The 21900-nt window shown below is 40.8% G+C and carries 16 protein-coding genes; 6 read left to right on the forward strand and 10 right to left on the reverse strand.

What is annotated here, in order from left to right; translation table 11 throughout:
• Positions 1-28 precede the first annotated feature (28 nt).
• The 6 genes from ASG14_RS14370 to ASG14_RS14395 form a co-directional block, all read right to left on the reverse strand.
• Complete coding sequence (locus ASG14_RS14370; protein WP_056871722.1) at positions 29-1549, reverse strand: glycoside hydrolase; 1521 nt, start codon at positions 1547-1549, stop codon at positions 29-31.
• 62 nt (positions 1550-1611) lie between these two features.
• Positions 1612-3303: a RagB/SusD family nutrient uptake outer membrane protein gene (locus ASG14_RS14375; RefSeq protein WP_056871801.1), complete on the reverse strand. Its 1692-nt coding sequence runs from the start codon at positions 3301-3303 to the stop codon at positions 1612-1614.
• Between the two features lie 4 nt (positions 3304-3307).
• Positions 3308-6490 carry a TonB-dependent receptor gene (locus ASG14_RS14380; protein ID WP_235528587.1) on the reverse strand — a complete coding sequence of 1061 codons (3183 nt, stop codon included), beginning with the start codon at positions 6488-6490 and terminating at the stop codon, positions 3308-3310.
• A 292-nt stretch (positions 6491-6782) separates the two neighbouring features.
• The gene (locus ASG14_RS14385) at positions 6783-10883 is read right to left on the reverse strand and encodes a two-component regulator propeller domain-containing protein (RefSeq protein ID WP_056871723.1); all 4101 of its coding nucleotides are present in this window, start codon (positions 10881-10883) and stop codon (positions 6783-6785) included.
• 182 nt (positions 10884-11065) lie between these two features.
• Entirely contained in the window at positions 11066-11386 is a 321-nt protein-coding gene (locus ASG14_RS14390) for a sensor histidine kinase KdpD (RefSeq protein WP_056871724.1), read from the reverse strand.
• A 101-nt stretch (positions 11387-11487) separates the two neighbouring features.
• Positions 11488-11913 (reverse strand): hypothetical protein, encoded by a 426-nt coding sequence (locus ASG14_RS14395; protein WP_056871725.1) that lies wholly within the window; start codon positions 11911-11913, stop codon positions 11488-11490.
• Between the two features lie 838 nt (positions 11914-12751).
• Between ASG14_RS14395 and ASG14_RS14405 the strand changes: the two genes are divergently transcribed.
• From ASG14_RS14405 to ASG14_RS14420, 4 genes are all read left to right on the forward strand, one after another.
• On the forward strand, positions 12752-12916 hold the full coding sequence (locus ASG14_RS14405) for a hypothetical protein (protein ID WP_157274936.1): 165 nt from the start codon (positions 12752-12754) through the stop codon (positions 12914-12916).
• A 122-nt stretch (positions 12917-13038) separates the two neighbouring features.
• Positions 13039-13419 (forward strand): hypothetical protein, encoded by a 381-nt coding sequence (locus ASG14_RS14410; RefSeq protein ID WP_056871728.1) that lies wholly within the window; start codon positions 13039-13041, stop codon positions 13417-13419.
• A 69-nt stretch (positions 13420-13488) separates the two neighbouring features.
• Positions 13489-14586 carry a zinc-dependent alcohol dehydrogenase gene (locus ASG14_RS14415; protein ID WP_200940347.1) on the forward strand — a complete coding sequence of 366 codons (1098 nt, stop codon included), beginning with the start codon at positions 13489-13491 and terminating at the stop codon, positions 14584-14586.
• 4 nt (positions 14587-14590) lie between these two features.
• Entirely contained in the window at positions 14591-15073 is a 483-nt protein-coding gene (locus ASG14_RS14420) for a hypothetical protein (protein ID WP_056871730.1), read from the forward strand.
• A 60-nt stretch (positions 15074-15133) separates the two neighbouring features.
• On the opposite strand, the gene ASG14_RS14425 is transcribed toward ASG14_RS14420, so the two are convergent.
• Positions 15134-15574: an Hsp20/alpha crystallin family protein gene (locus ASG14_RS14425; protein ID WP_056871731.1), complete on the reverse strand. Its 441-nt coding sequence runs from the start codon at positions 15572-15574 to the stop codon at positions 15134-15136.
• 345 nt (positions 15575-15919) lie between these two features.
• Between ASG14_RS14425 and ASG14_RS14435 the strand changes: the two genes are divergently transcribed.
• Positions 15920-16723 carry an SDR family oxidoreductase gene (locus ASG14_RS14435; RefSeq protein ID WP_056871733.1) on the forward strand — a complete coding sequence of 268 codons (804 nt, stop codon included), beginning with the start codon at positions 15920-15922 and terminating at the stop codon, positions 16721-16723.
• Between the two features lie 231 nt (positions 16724-16954).
• On the forward strand, positions 16955-17935 hold the full coding sequence (locus ASG14_RS14440) for a Gfo/Idh/MocA family protein (protein WP_082491598.1): 981 nt from the start codon (positions 16955-16957) through the stop codon (positions 17933-17935).
• Positions 17936-17938: 3 nt separating this feature from the next.
• Here ASG14_RS14440 and ASG14_RS14445 read toward each other — a convergent pair whose 3' ends face one another.
• Genes ASG14_RS14445 through ASG14_RS14455 form a run of 3 tightly spaced genes read right to left on the reverse strand, consistent with a single transcriptional unit; the run spans position 17939 to position 21776 of the window.
• Complete coding sequence (locus ASG14_RS14445; RefSeq protein ID WP_056871734.1) at positions 17939-18952, reverse strand: LacI family DNA-binding transcriptional regulator; 1014 nt, start codon at positions 18950-18952, stop codon at positions 17939-17941.
• Between the two features lie 6 nt (positions 18953-18958).
• The gene (xylA, locus tag ASG14_RS14450) at positions 18959-20290 is read right to left on the reverse strand and encodes a xylose isomerase (protein WP_056871735.1); all 1332 of its coding nucleotides are present in this window, start codon (positions 20288-20290) and stop codon (positions 18959-18961) included.
• A 10-nt stretch (positions 20291-20300) separates the two neighbouring features.
• The gene (locus tag ASG14_RS14455; RefSeq protein ID WP_056871736.1) at positions 20301-21776 is read right to left on the reverse strand and encodes a xylulokinase; all 1476 of its coding nucleotides are present in this window, start codon (positions 21774-21776) and stop codon (positions 20301-20303) included.
• Between the last annotated feature and the right edge of the window lie 124 nt (positions 21777-21900).

Below are 21900 nucleotides of genomic sequence, written 5' to 3' on the forward strand. Positions count from 1 at the left end.
GGTTTCATGTAGTATCCGCAACACTCTTCTACTTTGCTCTTTTAGCAATAATCGTGGTAATAGATTTTGCCGGCAAATTGATGTTGCTGGCAGCCGAAACGAATCGTTTAAGGTTCTCGTTTTCCGCGGTAACGTATGTTGTTACGTCTTTTTGCTGCTGGTTTATCCCGGCAAGTGTTAGTTTTACTACGCTGTCACTGTTGTTAACAGCAACGGTAATAACCTCATTATTTTTTAAGTAGCTCGATAAATAAAAGTCTTTCTCATCTGCCATGTTTACTGCAAGCCTGATGCTTCCCGGCGTTATGAAACGGCTATAATTACCCAGTCCCCACAACAGTTTACTCTCATAAATCTTTCCTCCGGCCTTACTTTTATCAACGTATACCAAGCCGTCTTTATAATCTCCTGTTGAAACAGCCAGCCACCATTGCCAGGAGGTTGCATTTGCGTAAATTAAATCGTGATGGATAAGTTTTGCGATGAAAAGAGCAGTGGTCATGCCTAAATCGCGACCTTCACCTTTGAGCAAACTATCGCCGAGAACGCAATATTCCGACATCCAAAATCTTAAATCTTTATGTTTAGCAACCTCATCACCAACAGTTTTTCGTATGGCTATTGCTTTCTCCTCGGGGCTTGTGGTGAAATAACTATGTCCTGATATGCTTCTATCAAGATTTGGAAGTGAACCAGCAAAACCAACTGAAGCGGGATTGAAAAAGTAATCTACCTGACGGCTTTTTGCACTGTCAGGATGGTTTGTAAGGTAATTTAACTGACCAGCATCCGCCAGCTGAATTTTCGTTTTAATTTTTGCCTGGCTAAGCGTTTTACTTAAACTTTTCACAACATTGCCTATCTGCTGGTTGGTGTAAGGGCAACCTTCCTGGTTTCCTTCATTCCATTTCCACTGCGGCTCGTTCACCGGACTTAAATAAGCAAGTTCCACGCCTGTTTTCTTTCTGATAATTTCAATATTTTTCAGCATATCATTTGAGAAAGCATCCACCTTTGCAAAGTCGAGGTTGCTTTTCCCGTCACTGGAAAAAGCCTTTTCATTAAGTGTAAAATTTACGTGCGGGCTGTTTACAAAACCAATAAAAGTTTTCACACCGCGTGTTTTAGCTGCATTTAAAAACCAGATTTGCCCGCGCATTGCGTTTTCGTCATATGTGCCATCCGCTTGTAGAAAAGACACCTGCCTTCTCCATTCATCACGGATACCACTTTCAATGCCTTGCGCCGCACTTCCGCCACCAATGGCAAAACGCCAAAAATTTAGTCCGATTCCTAAAGGATTCCCTTCCTTATCCAGCTTAGTGCTGAAAAGCAAATCGGCAATCCTGTTTTTCTGCTCATCTGGCCACAGGCCAATAAACCTACATGTCCACGCGTCAGAAGCGCCAAAACCTTCCATGGTTTGCGCCGGCCGGCTAAAATCGATGCTAGCCTGAATTGTTCTATTTTGTGCCAGCACATTTATCGGCAAATAAAGCGTGCTAAGAATTATAATGCTTAGAATTCTTAAAGGAAGCGTTGTGCGCATAACAAGTGAATAAATAAGATCTGACAGACACTTAAGCTGGCAGATCTTATATAATAATTTAATTAATAACCCGGATTTTGCTCCAGTTTGCCTCCCGATGAAAGAATTTCAGCTCTTGGGATTGGTAACCAGTATTGCTTATCCTGAAATGTTTTACCATCCAGAGCTACTTTGGTCGCATAACTTAATGTGTTTCCTGTTTTAGTTACAATGATGCCAGCCGCAGGTTTACTTTCTACAACATTTGCAGTTTTCCAACGGCGAACATCATAATAGCGATGCTCTTCAAAAGCAAGTTCTACCCTTCTTTCATATCGAACGGCCGTGCGCATATCGGCCTGACTAAGACCGGTTGCCAACGCCGGCATGTTAACATCTGGCCGGGCACGAACCATGTTCACTGCCTGCCTTGCCGACATTGATGAGCCCGCAGGCACTGCATCCGGGCCATATGCCTCATTTGCTGCCTCCGCAAAATTTAGAAGTATTTCCGAATAGCGCAGGTAAATCCAAGGTTGTAACCCCGCAACATCCCATGGGTTATCAATCGGGAAAGCATCATTCATAAATTTTTTAAGGTAGTAGCCAGTTTTGGTGGTATTCCAGTTTGAATTTCCATCTTTACTATCTTTTCCTCCCGGGATAAAAGCTTCCAGGTTTCTTCCACGATAGCTTGCACCATCATAAATTACGGTATAAGCAAAACGTGGGTCTCTGTTGGCATAAGGTTTAGCCGGGTCGTAACCGGAACCGGTTTCGGTAATGGCTTTTCCTGTGCTGGTCTGATAATCATCAACCAGATTTTGAAGTGGCGTGTTTCCGCCCCAGGCGTTATAACCATTTGGTCCGTTGGCAATTTCTAAACATACGTGCCTGGCGTTGGTGGTAAATAACCGCTCGAAAATCATTTCGTTGGTTTCGTTTTCGAGAAACATTTTGTTATAACCGCCGGTGTAGATGCCGTATTTATTTAAGCTGATTACTGCCTGAGCAGCTGTAACTGCAGAAGCCCAGGTTCCCGAATTGTAAAGCGGGCTTGCAGCATAAAGCGTTAATCTCGATTTGAGCGCCAGCGCAGCACCTTTAGTTGCACGCCCAAGCATCCAAAAAGACGAATTATTCAATGGCAGCAAGGCCGCCGCTGCATCAAGCTGCGCAACAGTATAATCGATACTTTCTTTTAATGTTGCCCTTTTAAATAACGATTCATCCTGTAAATTATCATCAAGTTGAGTTACTTTATCGCCCAGAAGTACCGCCGGACCATAGTTGCGGATTATGTCCTGGTAACGAAACGCCCTGATAAACTTAAGTTCGCCCTCAATTAATTTTTTATGCCCGGCACTCATCTGTATTTTTGATAAAACCTGTAGCGCATAATTACATTCTCTGATGCTGCGATAACTTCGCGACCAGAAAGAAGCCGTGCTTCCTAAATTATCTGGCGATACCTGCCCCCGCTGCATAGACCAGGTTCCATCGTCATTGTTGTAAATAGACTCATCCGTGTACGAACTCATCATGCTGTACTCAAAGCCGCGGCCAAAGCCCGGGTTGGAGCCTTCGCCTTCTTTTTCCTGCAGCCTTGGGCTTACGTAGCGGTTAAGTACAAAAGCTTCGAAAATTGTACTATCGTTTTCTACAGAGGCCGTACTGATAACCGATGTAGGTGTGATTTCTAGAAAATCTTTTTTACAAGATGCGAACACTAATGCCGCACCAAGGGTAAAATATAATGGTTTATAAAATTTCATAATGTTAAAATTTAACGTTTGCACCTATATTGATAATTTTTTGCTGAGGATAAAACTGACCGCTCTCACTGCTTCCTTCCGGATCATAATCTTTTACCTTAGAAACGGTGAACAGGTTGAAAGCACTTGCATATAACCTGATACCAGAAATCTTAATCTTCGATAAGAGATTGGCGTTGAAATTGTAACCTAACTCAATGTTTTTCAACCTGAAAAACGAGGCATTATTTAACCAAAAGTTATTTTGGAAAGCGCCACCGCTAATTGCATTTGATGCACGCTCAGTTACCCTTGGAAAAGTTCCTGATGGGTTGGCAGCGCTAAAACGGTTATCGGCCCAGCTGCTGTAAAAATTACCCACGCTACCCGATTCTGGCAGCACATACTGGCTTACGCGAGATTGGCCGGCAAAAAGGATTGCCACATCGAAGTTTTTATAAGAGGCGTTTAAATTAATACCGTAAGTAATTTCCGGAACGTTGCCGTATTTACTTCTGGTTCTGTCTTTAAAATCGATTACACCATCACCATTAAAATCTTCGTATTTTAAATCGCCAACCTTTGCGCCGGTTACATGTGGGTACGAATTTAATTCCTGTTGAGTGCGGAAAATGCCCATTGAATTGAAAAGCAGGTAACTGCCGATTGGGCGTCCGGTTTGAAGTTGGTAATCTAACGTGCCTGCGGCTTCATCTATAAAAATGATTTCACTTTTTGCATAAGTGATGTTTCCTGTTGCCCCCCAGTTAAAATTTTCGCCAGAATGGTTGTAGCCTAACGTTGCCTCTACGCCGGAACTGTTAATTTTACCGATATTTTCTGCCGGCACCAAAGGATCGGAGCCATAAGGATTTACGATACCGGAAGTGGCTGGAATAGACGCATTTCTGGTTAAAAGGATATCACTTCTTTTTTGGTTAAAGTAAATGGCTTCCAGCGTAAAGTTTTTTAAAAATGTGGCGTTAATTCCCACATCAAGCTTGTTTGCACGTTCCCAGCCCACATTTGGGTTGGCTAATTTAACCAGGTTAAGATTGGGCTGGATAACGTTTACTCCGCTGCCCGGGTTTGCGCCAACAAATCCATTTCCAACCAATGTATAGTTATCGAAGTATTGGTATGGGTTGATTAAATCGCTACCTAAAGAACCGTACGATGCCCTGATTTTTAAGTCGTTGATGAATGATACATTATCAGCGAACCATTTTTCTTTACTTAGTCTCCAGGCACCCAATACAGAAGGAAAATATCCAAAACGATTATCTTGAGCAAACAAAGAAGATCCATCCGCACGAATCTGCCCTTCAAGAATGTAACGCTCATCGTAGTTGTAGGTAACTTTACCAATATAACTCTGTCTCGGATAATCTGTACTACTTCCTGAATTTCTTAAATCGGTTGCTGCCGTACCGCCCTGAGAGAGTTCAGGAAGTGTGGTTGAGATGTAGTTTAAACGTTGCGCATCAAAAGTTTCGAAACGTTGTCTGCTTTGCTCATAGGCGGCAAATGCATTAATGTAGTGTTTGCCAAACTTCTTATCATAATTCAATTTAATGTTCGAAGTAATTAAACTTGTATTGGCCTGAGCTTCATAAAGCGTTGCCTTGCCGCCACTTCCGCCAACTACAACAGTGTTGTAAACAGATGATGACTGGTCGTAAGAAAAGAGGTTGTAAGGTTTGTTAAAGTTTTTAGTAAAGTTAAAGGTCTTATCAACCGAGAAAAAACCATCAACCGAAAGACCTTCCACCCCTGGAATTTGATAACTGCCCCGTAAAATGGCATTAATTACCTGCCTTGGGTTTTTTGCTGTTCCGCCCAGATCAGTTCCCTGTACCGCCGGATTGTTATTTTCAATACCAGTAGTTGGCAAGCCATTTGGATAATAAGCACCAACTATTGGCTTAGCCCTGTAAATTGATCTGAAAATATCGCCCGCACCGGAAATTGGAAAAACGCGGTCCTCTTCTCTACCTGACACCCCCAAACCAATTTTTAACCTTTTGGAGATATTTGCATCAATGTTTGTTCTGAAATTGTACTGATTATACTTAGCTGCCCCGTTTTTATAAATCGCATCCTGATAAATTTTACCGAGGGAAACGAAATATTTTACGTCTTCAGTACCGCCACTAATAGAAAGGCTATGCTGATTTTGTAAGGCAACATCTTTTAAAGTTTCTCCAATCCAGTCGGTATTTGGAAAGAGCAGCGGGTCAGAGCCGTCTCTGAATTTCTGAATCTGAGCGGCACTATATGCCTGGTTTAAACCGCCATTTGGATTAGAATCAAAATTAATCTCGTTCATAATCTGCGCATAAGTTGCAGCATCGGCCATTTTTGGAAGGCGTGTTGGCATGCTAAAACCCTGGTTAAAAGTATAACTTACCGTAGGCTTACCAATTTTACCTTTTTTCGTTGTAATTAAGATTACCCCGTTGGCCGCCCTGTTTCCGTAAACCGCAGCAGATGCATCTTTTAAAACTGAAATGCTTTCTACATCATTAGGGTCTATCCGTTCTAAACCACCTAACTGACCCGGAATTCCATCTACCACCACCAAAACATCTGAGTTTGTTGTGGTACCTAAACCGCGGATTAAAATTCTGGAGCCGTCATAACCTGGCTCGCCACCACGGTTGTTAATCACGACACCCGAAACCCGTCCGGCGAGGGAATTAGAAAGATTTGGTTGCGGACTTTTTACTAAATCACCACCCTTTACTACAGAAACGGAGCCTGCAAGAGTAGATTTTTTTTGTGTTCCATATCCAACAACCACCAGTTCATTAAGCGATTGCGAATTTGCTGTTAGTTGTGTATTTACTGTAGATTTTCCTTTTGTGGGAACTTCCTGACTGTTATAGCCAACATAGCTAAAAACCAGAATTGCATTTTCATTAGGAACTTTGATGCTGTACTTACCATCCGAATTGCTGACCGCAACCGTTGTTGTGCCTTTTACCGTAACGCTTACGCCTGGTAATGGCCCGCCTTTTTCATCGTAAACAGTTCCCGTTACGGTAACTTCATCCTTAACTTTTAATGAATTTACAACATTTAAAGGTAGCGCCGCCTGTGCCGTTTCTGCTGTTAGCAGGGAAATAGTGGCGAGGGTTGCAATGAACACCGTTCGCTTTGCCATGCGGCAAAACAGAACATTTTTGTCCTGTAAAACTTTTCTCATTTTGGTCTAATTTGGTTAATTGAATTATTGGTCTTCCGGAATGATGTAACTGCAACGATGGAGGAGTTGCTGTTGACTATCGCCCCGTAAGGCCAGCTAAATTCCATTAAATGACGGGAATTAGAAGGGGGTAAACAGCCAATATTAAGGGGTAAAAAACAGTATAAATACTGCCTTTAGGGTGTTATTTAAAAGAAATCCGATACTTGAGGTTGATTTGGGAAGAAAAACACCTATCGCTTTCTCTCAAAAACGTTACGTTAACCGGGACTTTGCAGAAGCTAAAAACTTTTTACTTTTTGAACGTTCTATCGAGCGACTGATTGTGTGAAAACGCTTTTCTATATTTTTTAATATAATCTGAAGGGTTCATATCAAATACCTTTTTAAACTGCTCCCTAAAATATTTAATATCATTAATTCCAACCATGTACATGGTTTCCTGTATGGTTTTATCGGTGCTGATAAAAATCTCAGCCGCCTTTCTTAAACGGATAAAGCGAATAAAGCTGTTAGATGAGTGGCCCGAAATGGATTTGATTTTATTAAACAAATTGGTTCTGGACATGCCCATTTCATCAGCAAGCATTTTAATATTCAGGTTAGGATCCTCAATTTTTGCTTCAACAATAGCAATGCAACGCTTCAAAAACTCTTTGTACTCGGCAGATATTTTTGAGCTGTTTGGGTTTAAAGTTATTTCGCTGTAGAAATATTTCTGCAGTGTGTTTTTACTCTTTAAAATTCCGCCAATTCTGGCAATCAGCAAATCTTTGTCGAACGGCTTGCTAATGTAATCATCTGCACCACTTTCTACGCCTTTAAGCTTTATTTCTGCCGAACTGCTTGCGGTTAGCAGCACGATAGGAATGTGTGAGATGGATTCGTCTTCCTTAACAATGCTGCAGAGTTCAATGCCGCCCATTCCCTGCATCATCACGTCGCTAATTACAATGTCCGGAAGAAACTCACGGATAATTGCCAAACCACTTTCTCCATCCCCGGCCTGATAAATCCGGTATTGCTGCGCAAAAACCTGGGCAAGGTAATCGGCGATCTCGGGGTTATCATCGATAATAAGAATAGATTTCCTTTCTTCTGAAATTATCTCTGTTAAGCTCGCATCCTTTGCCCTGATTGGTTCTACGATCAGCTCCTCCTGATTAAGTTCTTTTAAAAAAGCCGAACTTTCCTGCTGTTCCGGAACGATAAAATCGGGATTGATATGCTTAGAGCCTTTTCTTAAACGCAGGGTAAATGTGGTGCCACTTTTTTCGTTGTTTGAACAGGTTACCAGGCCGCCATGCATCTCTACAAAATTTTTAACCAGATACAAACCAATGCCGAAGCCACTCCAAAAAGAGCGGTTACCATTCTCTTCCTGGTAAAAGCGATCAAAGATTTTTTCAGTCAGATCTTCGCGGATACCGCATCCCGAATCAACAATAGATATTTCTACATCATCCGGTAATTCCTTTATGTAAACCGCTATCTGGCCATTCTCGGGCGTAAATTTAAAAGCATTTGAAAGCAGGTTGAAGATGGCGATTTCCAGCTTTTCGCGGTCTGCAAAAACATCTGCCCGATCGGATACACTATAGAAGTTATAATCGATATTTTTAGTTCTGGCCTGATGATAAAAGCAGAGAAAAACCTCTTTTACCAGGGTAACCAGATTAACGCTGGCTGCCTTTAACGTGTCACCTTTTAAATCTGCCTTTCTAAAAAGCAGCAATTGGTCTACAAGGCTCAACAACCGCTTAGCATTTCGGTAAACGATATTCATACCGCTGGTATCCAGGTTTTTATTATCCTGATAGAGCAATTCTTTAACCGGGTTAATAATTAAGGTTAAAGGCGTTCTAAACTCATGCGAAATATTTGTAAAAAATGATAGTTTACGCTCGTTCAGCTCCTTCTCTTTCTCGCTTTCAATATGGGCAATCTTTATCTCGTACTTAAGCGCCTCCTGTTTTCTACGGTAGGTTATATACGTATAGGCGGTTGCAGCAAATGCACTAATGTAAATTAACCATGCCCACCATGTTAAGTACCAGGGTGGGTTTATTTTTATTACGATGCGTTTTCCAACATTATTCCAAATGCCATCATTGTTTGATGCTTTAACCTGAAAGGTATAGGTGCCCGGGTTAAGATTGGTGTAAGTCGCCTTGCGCTGACTGCCAACATAATTCCATTTTTTATCAAAGCCAACCAATCGGTAAGCATATTGATTTTTCCACGAATAGGAATAATTAAGCGCTACAAAATCAATTGAAAAAACGCTCTGATCGTAGTTGAGGGTAATTTTTGTTGCCGTGTTCAGGTTTTCTTTCAAAGGGCCATCTGCACTTGGCAAAACACTCTTGTTAAAGAGCTGAAAATCTGTTATAAACACCGGAGGCGGCTGCCGATTAAACCTGAGTTCTGTTGGATTAAAGTTAAAATAGCCTTTATTGCCGGCAACAAAAAGCATTTTTTCAAATCTACTGATAACAGAATTTACAGCAACGCCATCGGCGTCATCAAAATTTATAATTTTATCAGTTTGAGGTTCTAAGCTGGAAATGCCGTTTTCTGTCGCGAGCCAAATAACGCCATTTGCATCTTCGGCAATATCGTTAAACACGTTACTGGCAAAGCCCTTTGCCTTCGAATAAATGAAAAACTTTTTCTCTTTAGGCACGTATTTATTTAATCCATCAGGAGAGCAAACCCAAATGTTTTTTCTCGAATCGGTAAAAATTGCCTTAATGATGTTGCTGCTTAAATGGCTGCCTTTACTAATGCGTTCAACTGGCTCGAACCGGTTAGTTTTAAGATCGAAAACATTTACGCCTCCGCCATAAGTGCCAACCCAGATTTTTCCATCTGGTGCTTTTGCTAACACGTACGTATGGTTGTTGTTAATTGAATACGCATTTTTAGGCTGATTGTAGTAATGCTCAAACCGGTTGGTTTTGGTATCGAAAATTTTTATGCCTGCATCTGTCGCGAGCATATAGCGGCCGTTTCCCACCTCGAGAATATCCCTGAAAACATCCTCGTTAAATAAATTGCCAATAGAAGAATGGTGACCATGATGGGTAAAAAAGTTTTTCCGCTCGTCGTAGCTGTCGAAACCATTCTCGGTTAAAACCCACAATATACCTTTAGAATCGCTGTACAATTTCAATATCTCATTACTTGCCAGGCTACCGGGGCGCTTACCTTTTACAAAAGCGGTAATTTTTGCTGAGGTTTTATTTATTTTGAACAGTCCGTTATTGGTACCTAACCAGATAACCGAATCGCGGATTACAATGCTTTTAATCTCACGGTTTCCAAGTGGAAGGGGGTTTAAATTGAATTTGTATTGCTGATGGTCGAGTTTTCGGAGGCCGTTTCTGGCATTAATCCAAATAATTCCTTCGCGGTCTTTATAAGCATCACCATAAGAAAAGTTTTGGATGTCGCTAATTTTCTCCCAGTTTAACGAAGCCGTATTAAACCAATAAAAGCCATTATTGCCCCCAATTAGCAACCGGCTTTTATTTACCTTTAAAATACTGAAAACGGAGTAATTATCTTTATCGGGAAGAACGATTTTTTCAAATTTCCCAACCTTTGGGTCGAAGCTAAACAAACCATCCCAGTAGGTTCCTACCCAAATTTTTCCATCATCAGCATAGCAAAGCGACCAAACATCATTAGGGTTTTTAAAGCCCGGCTTTTGGTACTGTGCGTAATTTTTAAATGTTCTGTTTTTTTTATCGAAACGATTTAATCCAGCGCTCCAGTTTCCAAGCCATAAATCGCCACGTGCATCTTCAATTATCGAATTTACAGACTTCCCTACCATACTGTTTTTTACAGCGGGGTTTGGCTTATACACTACAAACTGCTTTTTTGGAGCGACATACTCATTAAATCCGTCGTCGGTTCCAATCCAAACTTTACCTGCCCGATCGCACAAAACAGACCAGACCTTATTGTTACTCAATGAGCTGCTTTTGCTATCGTTGTGAAAAAACCTTGTAAAGGTTTCGGAGAGTGGATTTAACAGGTTGAGCCCATCCATTGTAGCCACCCATATTTTGCCACTCTTATCTTCAACAATGGCATTTATAAAATTGTTGGATATCGACGTGCTGTCTCCCGGTTTATTAAAAAAAACTTTAAAGGCATAGCCATCAAACCGGCAAAGGCCATTTTCAGTACCCACCCACAAAAAGCCTCTTTTGTCTCTCAGTGTTGCAGTTGTATTTCTGGAAGGCAGACCATCATTTGTGGTATAGGTCTTTAAATCAACTTTTTGTTGAATCAAATTGTAACCGGCTTTTTCCTGAGATTGAGCAGTTTGCGCAAGTATTAAGATTATACAAATAGGTATGAATAGTCTTAAAAATTTCATAAATGCGGTAAGGTTAGAGATTCTTTATGTCAAAAAGTAAGGAAAAGTACGAAAAACCAATCCAATATCCTTTCATCACAAAGATAAAATTGGCCTTTATCATCTTTAACATCTAAGCTCTTTTAACACAGTCTCAATTTCGAAAAGCTGGCTGCTAAAATTTTGGAACGAGCAGAATCACCTTACCTTTTCGGTAGTTCGATGAAAAACTTTGTTCCTTTCTTCTCCTCGCTCTCAAACCAGATGTTTCCGTTGTGCCAATCCACAATTGCTTTTATAATAGACATGCCCAAACCGGTCGACTGCTCGCCCTTTAACCCACTTCTTCTTGCGCTCGTGAATTTATCGAATAAAGCGGCATGGTGTTTTTTAGGTATGCCAATGCCATTATCTGCTACCGAAACAACAATATTGCGCTTATTTTCCTGGATATAGATATCAATATTACCACCATCGGGGGTAAACTTAAGCGAGTTTGAAATTAGATTGTTAATCACCTGCATAAACTTATCTTCGTAAATTTCAGCGAAGATGTGGTCTTTATTCGAATGGGAGGAAAAGGCGATCTTGAGGTGATCTTGTGTATCGAAATAATTGCGGGTGGTTATCGATATTTGCTAACCAACTCTACCCTCCTTTTGTTGAGTTCGACACCTGCACTTTCTAAAAATTCCTGATTAAGAAAATCGTGAATTAGCTTAATGCTTTTTTCCGTAATCCTGCTGATGATATCCAGATACCGATCTATGGTTGGGTTACCGATAGCAGAAGTATCTTTAGCAAGCATGAGTGAGATGTTGCCGATGGCCCCAATCGGGCCGGCCAGGTCGTGTGCAAGAATATTTAATATAGAATTCTTTTTACTGTTGTGGTTGTTTAGCACTTCCATGTTGGCTTTAAATACGGTAATATCCTCCGCTATCCCTACCAGAAGGTGTTTGGGGTAATCATCAATCAAATGCGGCGAAATGCTAATCCAGCGTTCATACTCCCCACGCCTTACCCTGCACTGTACATCTGTAACATGCATACCATCCTTGCAATCCTGAAGCTTCGAAATTACATAAGCTGGTCTTCATTATTTATCATATGCAGCAATACCTTTGGTCGCACGTCGGTACTTTCGAGGCCAAAAAAAGCAATACACGAAGGATTCATATAAATAAACTTGTCTTCATTCAAATCAAAGACGAAAAACAGCCTCTCAGCTCGTTGTGTAAGGTAAGATAGCAGGTTCGGAACATCCATTCGTTGTGAGAAACGCTGTAATCCCGTAGGCCGCTTCGAAAGCAATTTAATATTTATCTTAAATAAAAGGACGCAGCGCTGCGCTCGCAGTTATGCTAGCAACGTTCTGGATTGCTTAATTGAACTTTGGCGCAATTATTTGCGAACTAACCGTAACAAATTAGGGTATTTCTTACATATCCGCTGTGTTAAATACTTGTTGTTGATTACATTTCTTCGTCTTCCTGAGCTTCATGCATTTAAAAGAAACGTTAACTATCATTAAAATAATCGCCAAACTTTCTACATTTTGACTGGATACGCATAATTTCTGGAAAGAAATTTATAGAAACGAACCATCCTATTTCCGGTTCTGAATATGCAAAAAACCTTACCAATTAACGGCTAAGGAAAATCCGGGGTTTATACAGACACTTTGCGTATAAAATACCTAAACCAGCAAATCTAAAAATTGTTGTTTTTTAAGTAGCATTCTAAAATTACTCGTAACTCATCAGGATTTAAAAACTGTTAACATCAACTGCTATATGGTTAACAGATGAAATTTAATTATCCTATAAAAATAAGCGTCAACAATAAACAGAATTGAAATGAACAAAGATGAGCAAAAACGCCATACGTTGGCAGACGAACCCCTTGGAAATGAGAACCAGAACGCGGAAGATGGACCTAAGTCATTCGAAGATCAGCGACCTGCGGATTTGGAAATCCCTAAGGGAGATGGGGTTGATACAGACACAAGCCGTAACCCGGCAGATTGGAAAAATGAAAATGGCGAAGACTAATTAGAAATTAGCTCATCAACCAGATTTACTAAGATGCTTCGGCTACCGCTTAACTTGCGCTGTGCCTGGCTGGTAAATCAGTTTCATGAAAGCTCAATCTGTTTCATAATCTTTTTACAAATATGGAAAGACACCTTTTATCCTTCAATCAGCACGGTTTAAATGACCATTTTTTTTCAGTATCAGCATTGTTAATGCCGAGGGTAATCGGGCTGAATTCAACATCAGTAAAGTTTTACACGATTTTAGGAATCAGCCTTTTTGCCTATAATGCACTAAGTGACCATCGCTTTGCATTTAAAAGATACTTGAGTTTAAAAACACACAAACGCATAGACATTGCCAATGTTTGTTTGCTTTGCGCCGCAACAGGTTTGCCTGCTTTTAAGAAAAACAAAAAGCAATTAATTTTTAATTTGGGCTATTCTATACTGGCAACTGCGAACATCTTTTTTTCAGATTGGAAAAAAGAGCCAGCACACCGTACACATCTATTTATTTAAAATAAAAATCAGATTATGTTAGCTATGAACTATAGGGGCCCGTACAGGGTTCGCGTCGAACAGCGACCAATGCCAGAAATCCTTCATCCCGAAGATGCCATTGTAAGGGTTACACGGACCTGCATCTGTGGCTCAGACCTCCATCTTTACCACGGAATGGTGCCAGATACCCGCGTGGGTTCTACGTTTGGCCACGAATTTATTGGCGTTATCGAGGAAATCGGGCCCTTGGTAACCAACGTAAAGGTTGGTGACCAGGTAATTGTGCCGTTTAACATCGCTTGCGGTAAATGTAACTTTTGCAAGCAAGGCCTTTATGGTAATTGCCACGAATCGAACACCATGGCAACGGCTGTGGGTGGCATTTTCGGTTACTCGCATACAGCTGGCGGCTATAATGGCGGCCAGGCAGAGTACGTACGGGTTCCGTACGCGAACGTTGGGCCTACTGTTATCCCGGCAGATATGGACCCGGATGATGCAGTTTTGTTAACTGATGTGGTACCAACAGGTTATCAGGCAGCAGAAATGGGCGGCATCAAAGAGGGCGACACGGTTGTTGTTTTCGGAGCAGGGCCTATAGGCATCATGGCCGCAAGATGTGCCTGGTTTTTCGGCCCTTCGAGGGTAATTATCATCGACCATTTAGATTACCGTTTGGAATTTGCTAAAAACTACGCAAAATGCGAAGCTTACAACTTCAAATCAATGGCTGACCCTGTGCTTTTTTTAAAGAAAATTACCGACTGGTATGGCGCAGACGTTTGTATAGACTGCGTTGGCTGCGAGGCTGAAGGAAATGCTTTACAAACCTTCACCGGAAAAATAACCCTAATGCAGGCCGGAGCCGCAACTGCATTGCAATGGGCAATCAACTCGGTAAAAAAGGGCGGCATCGTTTCTGTTGTTGGTGTTTATGGGCCGCCTTTTAACTATGTGCCTATTGGAAACGTATTAAACAAAGGCATTACTTTGCGGGCCAACCAGGCATCGGTTAAGCGGTTGCTGCCACGCTTAATTGATCATGTGCAGTCTGGAAGACTGGAGCCTAAAAAGTTAATTACCCATAGAGTTCCTTTAGAGGAAATTTCCGATGCTTACCATATTTTTTCATCAAAGCTGGATAACTGCATCAAAACCGTACTAATTCCTTCAACTAAAGCTTAAAGTTATGATTAATGATAACCAAGATTATAAAAATATCCCGGGTTGGGGCATGGATATCGATGTAGAAAATGAACCTACTTACCCAATGAAAAACTACACTGGCGACGACCATAAAAGAAGCAACTATGAGAAGTCTGAACAACAGCCGGTAAAAATTGAACTTTTAAAATCTAACGAACGGCCAAAAAACAGCGTGGTTTTTGGAACATCGGTTCCGCCGTCCGGATTGAGTGGTATGATTCGCAGATATGCCTTTCAGCATAGCGAAGACCGCTACCGCCATTGGATTCCGTTAATTCTTGCCGACCGCATAAACGCCTGGGAAGGAATTATTGAAGACATCCAGAAAGGTAATATTCCAAATATTTTCGCCGAGCGGGGTTACAAGGCAGAGCTTAAATACAACACGGCAAAATTAGTAGAACGAGCCTGCTATGCGCTTATCATTGGTACTATTGCAATTAAATACTTAAGGAAGAAGAAGTAATTATTGGAGATACAGCTTGCGAAACTAAAAAAAATGGAGCCTTAAACCGGCTCCATTTTTTTAAAGTATTGAAATCTGTTTAGTGGTTGCCTTTGCTTCCGCTTTTTTTGGAAGGTGTAAAGTGAGCATTCCATCATTGTAGCTGGCCTCAATCCGTTCAACATCTGTACTTTCAGGAAGTTTGAATAAACGTAAGAAAGATTGATAACTAAATTCTTTTCTACTGTAAACTTTATCTGCCTGTACCTGTTCTGATGATTTTTCGACAGAAATCCGGAGTGAATCACCCTCTACCGCTACTTTGAAATCTTCTTTCTTTAATCCCGGAGCAGCTATTTCAATGCAATATTCATCCGGCGATTCTGAAATGTTAGCAGCCGGAACACTGCTTATCCGGCGATCTGAAAAGAAGGTGTCGCCCATAACCGATTCAAAAATGTCATTAAAGCCTGGCAATAAGACATTGTTCTTTTTTTCTGGATTAAACTTAACCAAAGTCATAGTTCTTTTTAATTTTTAGATAAATAAATAAATGCACTATAAAATCAATTAATTACTGTGGATGCTAGCCTCCACAATAGGCTTTTTACAAGTGTTATGCCAAAGCTTCGCAGAAGAAAAAATTGCAGATTTTCTGAAATTTTTGCATTTCGCACTGCAAAAATTTCAGTCTTGCAACCCTTAAATAATATCAGTTTTTTCAAATGAAGTTGTGCTGACACCGGATAAACGATGAAAAATGATTTAAGGAAAACCTTCACAAAAAAAAAGGTGTTAAAATAATACATCAACCTTTTAAGAATCGATTCGGTAACTATCGAAGAATATATTTAAGAATTAATCATTATGGAAAGCACAAAACATTTCGCACTCATAACGGGTGCAACCAGCGGCATCGGGCTGGAATTGGCGAAACTTTTTGCCAAAGACAAATTTAACCTGGTTATTGTGGCAAGAACCGAAGATGACCTGAAGCGCACAGCTACAATTCTGGAGCAGGAAGGCGTTGAAGTGATTACCGTTAGCAAAGACTTGTTCAAACCGAATGCAGCCTTCGAGTTGTACGAGGAATTAAATAGTAGAGGCATTCAAATTGATGTTCTGGTGAACGATGCAGGCCAAGGTGTTTATGGTAAATTTATAGAAACAGATCTTAGTCGCGAACTCGATATCATCCAGCTGAATATTGCCTCACTGGTTACCCTTACCAAACTTTATGTAAAAGAAATGGTAGAACGAAACGCAGGAAAAATTTTAAACTTAGCGTCAATCGCCGGCAAAGCGCCAGGGCCTTATCAAGCGGTTTACCATGGCACCAAGGCGTTTGTACATTCTTTTAATGAGGCCATAAGAGCAGAACTTAAAGATACAGCAGTTACCGTAACCTCTCTTTTACCGGGCGCAACAGATACCGATTTCTTTAATAAAGCAGATATGCTCGAAGCAAAAATTGTTCAGGAAACGGAATTGGCTGACCCCGCAGAAGTGGCAAAAGACGGTTACGAAGCGATGAAAGCCGGTAAAGATATGGTCGTTTCTGGCTTTAAAAATAAAGTGCAGGTAACCCTTGGTAACATTACGCCAGACCGCTTGCAGGCCGAGCAGATGGGTAAAATGCAAGAACCTGTAGATGAATCTAAACGGATTTAAGGCAGCTAAATTTGCCTAACGCATAACGGCTATGATTGCGCATGGTTTGGCACAGTTCAAATCAAGTCTTAATCATAGCCTTTTTGTTTTATCAATTTTGAACATTAGCATCCCTTTCGCTTTGCACCTTCATTTAGCCCGTGTTAACTTATATTTAGTAATTTTATCGTCTGAATTTATACCAAACCTCAGTTTAATTAACTTTTGAACTGGTGGGTGAAAATATATGCAATGATTAAGACAATAAACTGGGGAATAATTGGCTGTGGCGATGTAACAGAACAAAAAAGCGGACCCGCATTTAACAAAGTTGCAAACAGCAAACTTTTGGCTGTAATGCGCCGCGACGCAGCGAAAGCAGAGGATTATGCCAAACGACATAAAGTTGAAAAATGGTATAGCGATGCGGATGAATTAATCAACAATGAGAACGTTGATGCCATTTACATTGCGACCCCGCCATCATCGCATCTGAAATACACACTTGCTGCATTAAAAAAGGGCCTTCCGGTTTATGTAGAAAAACCAGTTTCGTTAAATACCAACGAAGCTTTGCAAATGGCAACCGCAGTTGAACAATACAATGGAAAATTGGTTGTTGCCCACTATCGCCGGAAAGTACCATTATTTTTAAAGGTTAAAGATTTGCTCGATAAGCAGGCTATTGGCGAAATACGAACCGTGCAACTTAAAATGTGGCAAAGTGCGAAACCTGAAATTGTGACCAAAAATGCCGGGAACTGGCGCACAGATCCTCAAATATCAGGTGGCGGTTACTTCCATGATCTTTCTCCACATCAACTTGATTTAATGTTATATTTTTTTGGAGAACCGCTAAAGTATGAAGGTTTCAGTTTACGCAAAAGCATTAACGATGTTGCCGACAAGGTTTCCGGAAGTATAGTTTTCCAGCATCAGATTGTCTTCAACGGTTCCTGGTGTTTCGATGTTTCTGAATCTGAAACTACGGATGTTTGTGAAATCATCGGCAGTGAGGGAAGCATTAAATTTGCAGTTTTCGGCAAGTCGATTTTACTAAAAACTGCAGCTGGTGAAGAGTTGTTTAATTTTCAACATCCTGAGCACATTGAGCAGCCAATGATTGAAAGCGTTGTGCGCTACATTAATGGGCAAGAGCCAAATCCCTGCTCAATATACGAAGCCATTACAGTAATGAAAATTATTGATGCATTTTCAAGGTTCGAAGATTAATATTTATCGTCTTTTGGTCGAATTACGCTCGATTACGACTGGTTCAATCACGCAATGTTTAATGTTATCGTAAGGTTGCACCTGCTGAACCATTTGGAGAAACATTTTGGCACAAGCCTCACCCATATTGGCTGGAAATTGCTCGATGGTTGTTAATGATGGCGTAATATAGGCTGAGAAAGTTTCATTTGCGAAACCAATCACACCAATTTCTGGCGGCGTGATGTTTATGTCTTTCAAATACTGCATCACACCAAGGGCAGTAAAATCATCTCCGGCGATAACTGCATCAGGTTTTATCTGATTATCAAATAAGCGCTTCAAACTTTCCCTTCCAGCGGCTATTGAGAGCGTACCAAATACGATGTAATCGTGTTTTAAAGGAATGTTATATTGAGCCAAGGCGGCTTTGTAACCATTTAACCTTTGCTCGAATATTTTAATCTGTTGCGTAGTGGTGAGAAAGGCAATCTTTCTGTAGCCATTTTTTATCAGATGCTCTGCTGCCAGAAAACCCGCTCTATAATCATTCAGCGTGATTGTTGGCACCGCAAGCGGCCGATTTACACGATCGAAAATGATTAATGGCTTATTTTGATTTATAATTTCCTGAAAATGGCTGACATCATCCGTTTCTAACGACATCGATGCAATTATTCCGTCTACCTGCGCTTCCAGCAATGCTTTAACACCTTCTAATTCTTTTACTAAAGACTCTTTCGACTGGTAGAGGATAATCCGGTAACCACTATTCTTGAGGCCTTCTTCCAAACTGTCGATAATTGTAGCGAAAAAGTGCGCTTCCACCGATGGAACAATTACCCCAATGATATAAGTTTTCCCTGATTTTAGCGCTGAGGCAAGTTTATTCGGACTATAATTAAGCCTTTTTGCCGTTTCAATAACGGCTTTCCTGGTTGCATCGCTTATTCCCGGAAAGCCGCTTAAAGCCCGCGAAACTGTCGAAACGTTTGTATTTAACGCGCTGGCAATATCATAAATTGTCGTTTTTTTCAAACTGTTTTAGATGTATCTGTTTATGATATTTTCAAGATACTCTTGTTTACCGCTGATAACCTTCGGCTCGCCATTTTCTGCGGCATAATTTCTCAAATCTTCAAGTGATAACGTCCCGGCTTCAAATTCTGCACCTTTCCCGGCATCAAAAGATGCATACCGCTCATTTCTGATCTTTTTGTAATCAGACTTCTGTAGAATTGCATCAGCAGTAATTAATGCACGTGCAAAGATATCCATGCCGCCAATGTGGGCATAAAATAAATCTTCCGCATCAGTAGAATTCCTTCGGATTTTAGCGTCGAAATTTACGCCTCCACCCTGTAAACCGCCACCCTCCAAAATAATAATCATCGCTTCAGTAAGTTCGTTAATATCATTAGGAAACTGATCGGTGTCCCAACCGTTCTGGTAATCGCCACGATTGGCGTCAATTGAGCCAAGCAAACCACTATCTACCGCGACCTGTAATTCGTGCTGAAAAGTATGCCCAGCTAAGGTTGCATGGTTCACTTCTAAGTTTAATTTGAAGTCGCCCAGCAAATCGTATTCCTGCAAAAAGCTCTTTACAGTTGCTGCATCGTAATCATATTGGTGTTTTGAGGGCTCGCAGGGTTTTGGCTCTATAAAGAAAGTGCCTTTAAAACCCTGCTTTCTTGCATAGTCTTTAGCGGTGTGTAAAAATTTTGCCAAATGTTCCTGTTCACGCTTCATGTTTGTATTTAACAAACTCATGTAGCCTTCTCTTCCGCCCCAGAAAACGTAGTTTTCGCCGCCCAAAGCTATTGTTGCATCCAATGCAGATTTTACCTGCGCACCGGCATGTGCCAAAACATGAAAATCAGGATTTGTAGATGCGCCGTTCATATACCATTTGTGGCTGAAGAGATTTGCCGTTCCCCAAAGCAATTTAACGCCACTTTCAGCCTGTTTTTGTTGCGCATATTCTACAAGTGTCTGCAGCCTATTCTCATTTTCTACTACGTCATCGCCGTAATCAACCACATCTACATCATGGAAACAGTAATACGGAATTTGCATTTTAGTGATAAATTCAAAAGCTGCATCCATTTTATCTTTTGCTCTTGCGATAACGTCTTTTTTCTCATCCCAAGGGAAAACATGCGTTGGCCCACCGAATGGGTCACTCCCATTGCCGTTGAAAGAATGCCAGTAAGCGCAGGCGAACTTAAAATGTTCGGTCATCGTTTTACCTGCAACAATCTTATTTGCATCGTACCATCTAAATGCTAAAGGATTGTCGCTTTCCAACCCTTCAAACTGAATTTGTTCAATGCCTTTAAAAAATTCTTTCGTGCCAGTTAATACTTTTCCCATGTTATTATATTTATATTTTTTGAAGTAAAATTTGTTTCCATTCCTGATAGATGGGCTCGTATTTGTCAACGTTTTTTGTCTCAATCCGTTTTATCAGTTTATGATCTTTAAAAGCATCCTCTAAATTGTTAAAAATCCCGGCACCTATGCCCGCACCGATTGCTGCACCAACGCTGCCATCATTTTCGTATAATTCAACAGGCGTATTCGTTACATCAACAAACGTTTGGGTAAAAACTTCGCTTAAAAATAAGTTTGTTTTTCCAGCTCTGATAACTTTTGGCTGCATGCCGTTTTCACGCATAATATCCAATCCGTAACGGAATGCGAATGCAATTCCCTCCTGTACAGCTCTGAAAATATCTGCGCTTGTGTGCGTGTTTAAATCAATGCCTAGTACTTGGGCACCGGTATATTTATTATTCAGCATCCGCTCTGCGCCGTTGCCGAAAGGTAGTACCATCAATCCTTTGCTGCCAATTGGGGCAGAAGCCGCCAAATGGTTAAGTTCCTGATAAGACTTATCTGGAGCGAAACAACTTTTTGCCCACCTGTACATGCTCCCGGTGCCGTTTATGCAGAGTAGAACGCCAGTATGTTGGCTGTCGGTGGTGTAATTCACATGCGCAAAGGTGTTAATCCTCGATTGCTTATCAGATGGCAAACCATCGCTAACGCCGTAAATAACGCCCGATGTTCCGGCGGTTGCGGCCACTTCTCCTGGTCGTAAAACGTTTAGCGATAAGGCATTATTTGGCTGATCGCCAGATTTATACCCAACAATAACACCCGGAATTAGACCTAATTCTTCTGCAATTTCATCTTTCAGGTAACCGTGATTAGAAAACACAGGTTTTACTTCTGGAATCAAATCCTTATCAAAGTTGTAGTATTGTAGAATGTCTTTCGAGATTTCTTTTGCGCTGAAATCCCAAAATATTCCTTCAGAAAGCGCCGAAATACTGGTAGCTATTTGCCCGGTTAGTTTCATGGCAATGAAATCGCCAGGCAACATTATTTTATCTATTCTTCGGTAAATCTCAGGTTCGTTTTTTGCAACCCAAGCCAATTTTGACGCAGTAAAATTGCCCGGAGCATTTAGCAGATGATGGAGACATTTTTCTCTGCCAATTTCATCAAAAGCCTTTTCGCCGATGGATACCGCCCTGCTATCGCACCAAATGATACTATCCCGCAAAACGTTTTGTAACTTATCTACCACAACCAATCCATGCATTTGATATGCAATGCCGATGGCCTTAATTTTTTTTAAATCAATCTGCGCTGAATTGCTCAGCTGCTCAATCGCTTTTTTGGTGTTCGTCCACCATTCTTCGGGCGATTGCTCAGCCCAACCCTTTTCAATAGATTTTATTTCTACTTCTTTTTCCGGGTACTGAGTTGATGCAACACATGTTTGTGTTTTCACATCTACAACAGAAACTTTAATCGAAGATGTTCCGATATCGATACCGAGTAAAAACATAGAATAGGATAAGATTAGATTTATGCAACCGTTTGCATAAAGTTATCATTTAATTTTTTTTAAGCAAACTTTTGTACCACCCAAAATATTTCGATACTAATAATTCTTATATTGCAACACTAAT

The sequence above is a fragment of the Pedobacter sp. Leaf194 genome (assembly GCF_001423945.1).
GTDB lineage: Bacteria > Bacteroidota > Bacteroidia > Sphingobacteriales > Sphingobacteriaceae > Pedobacter.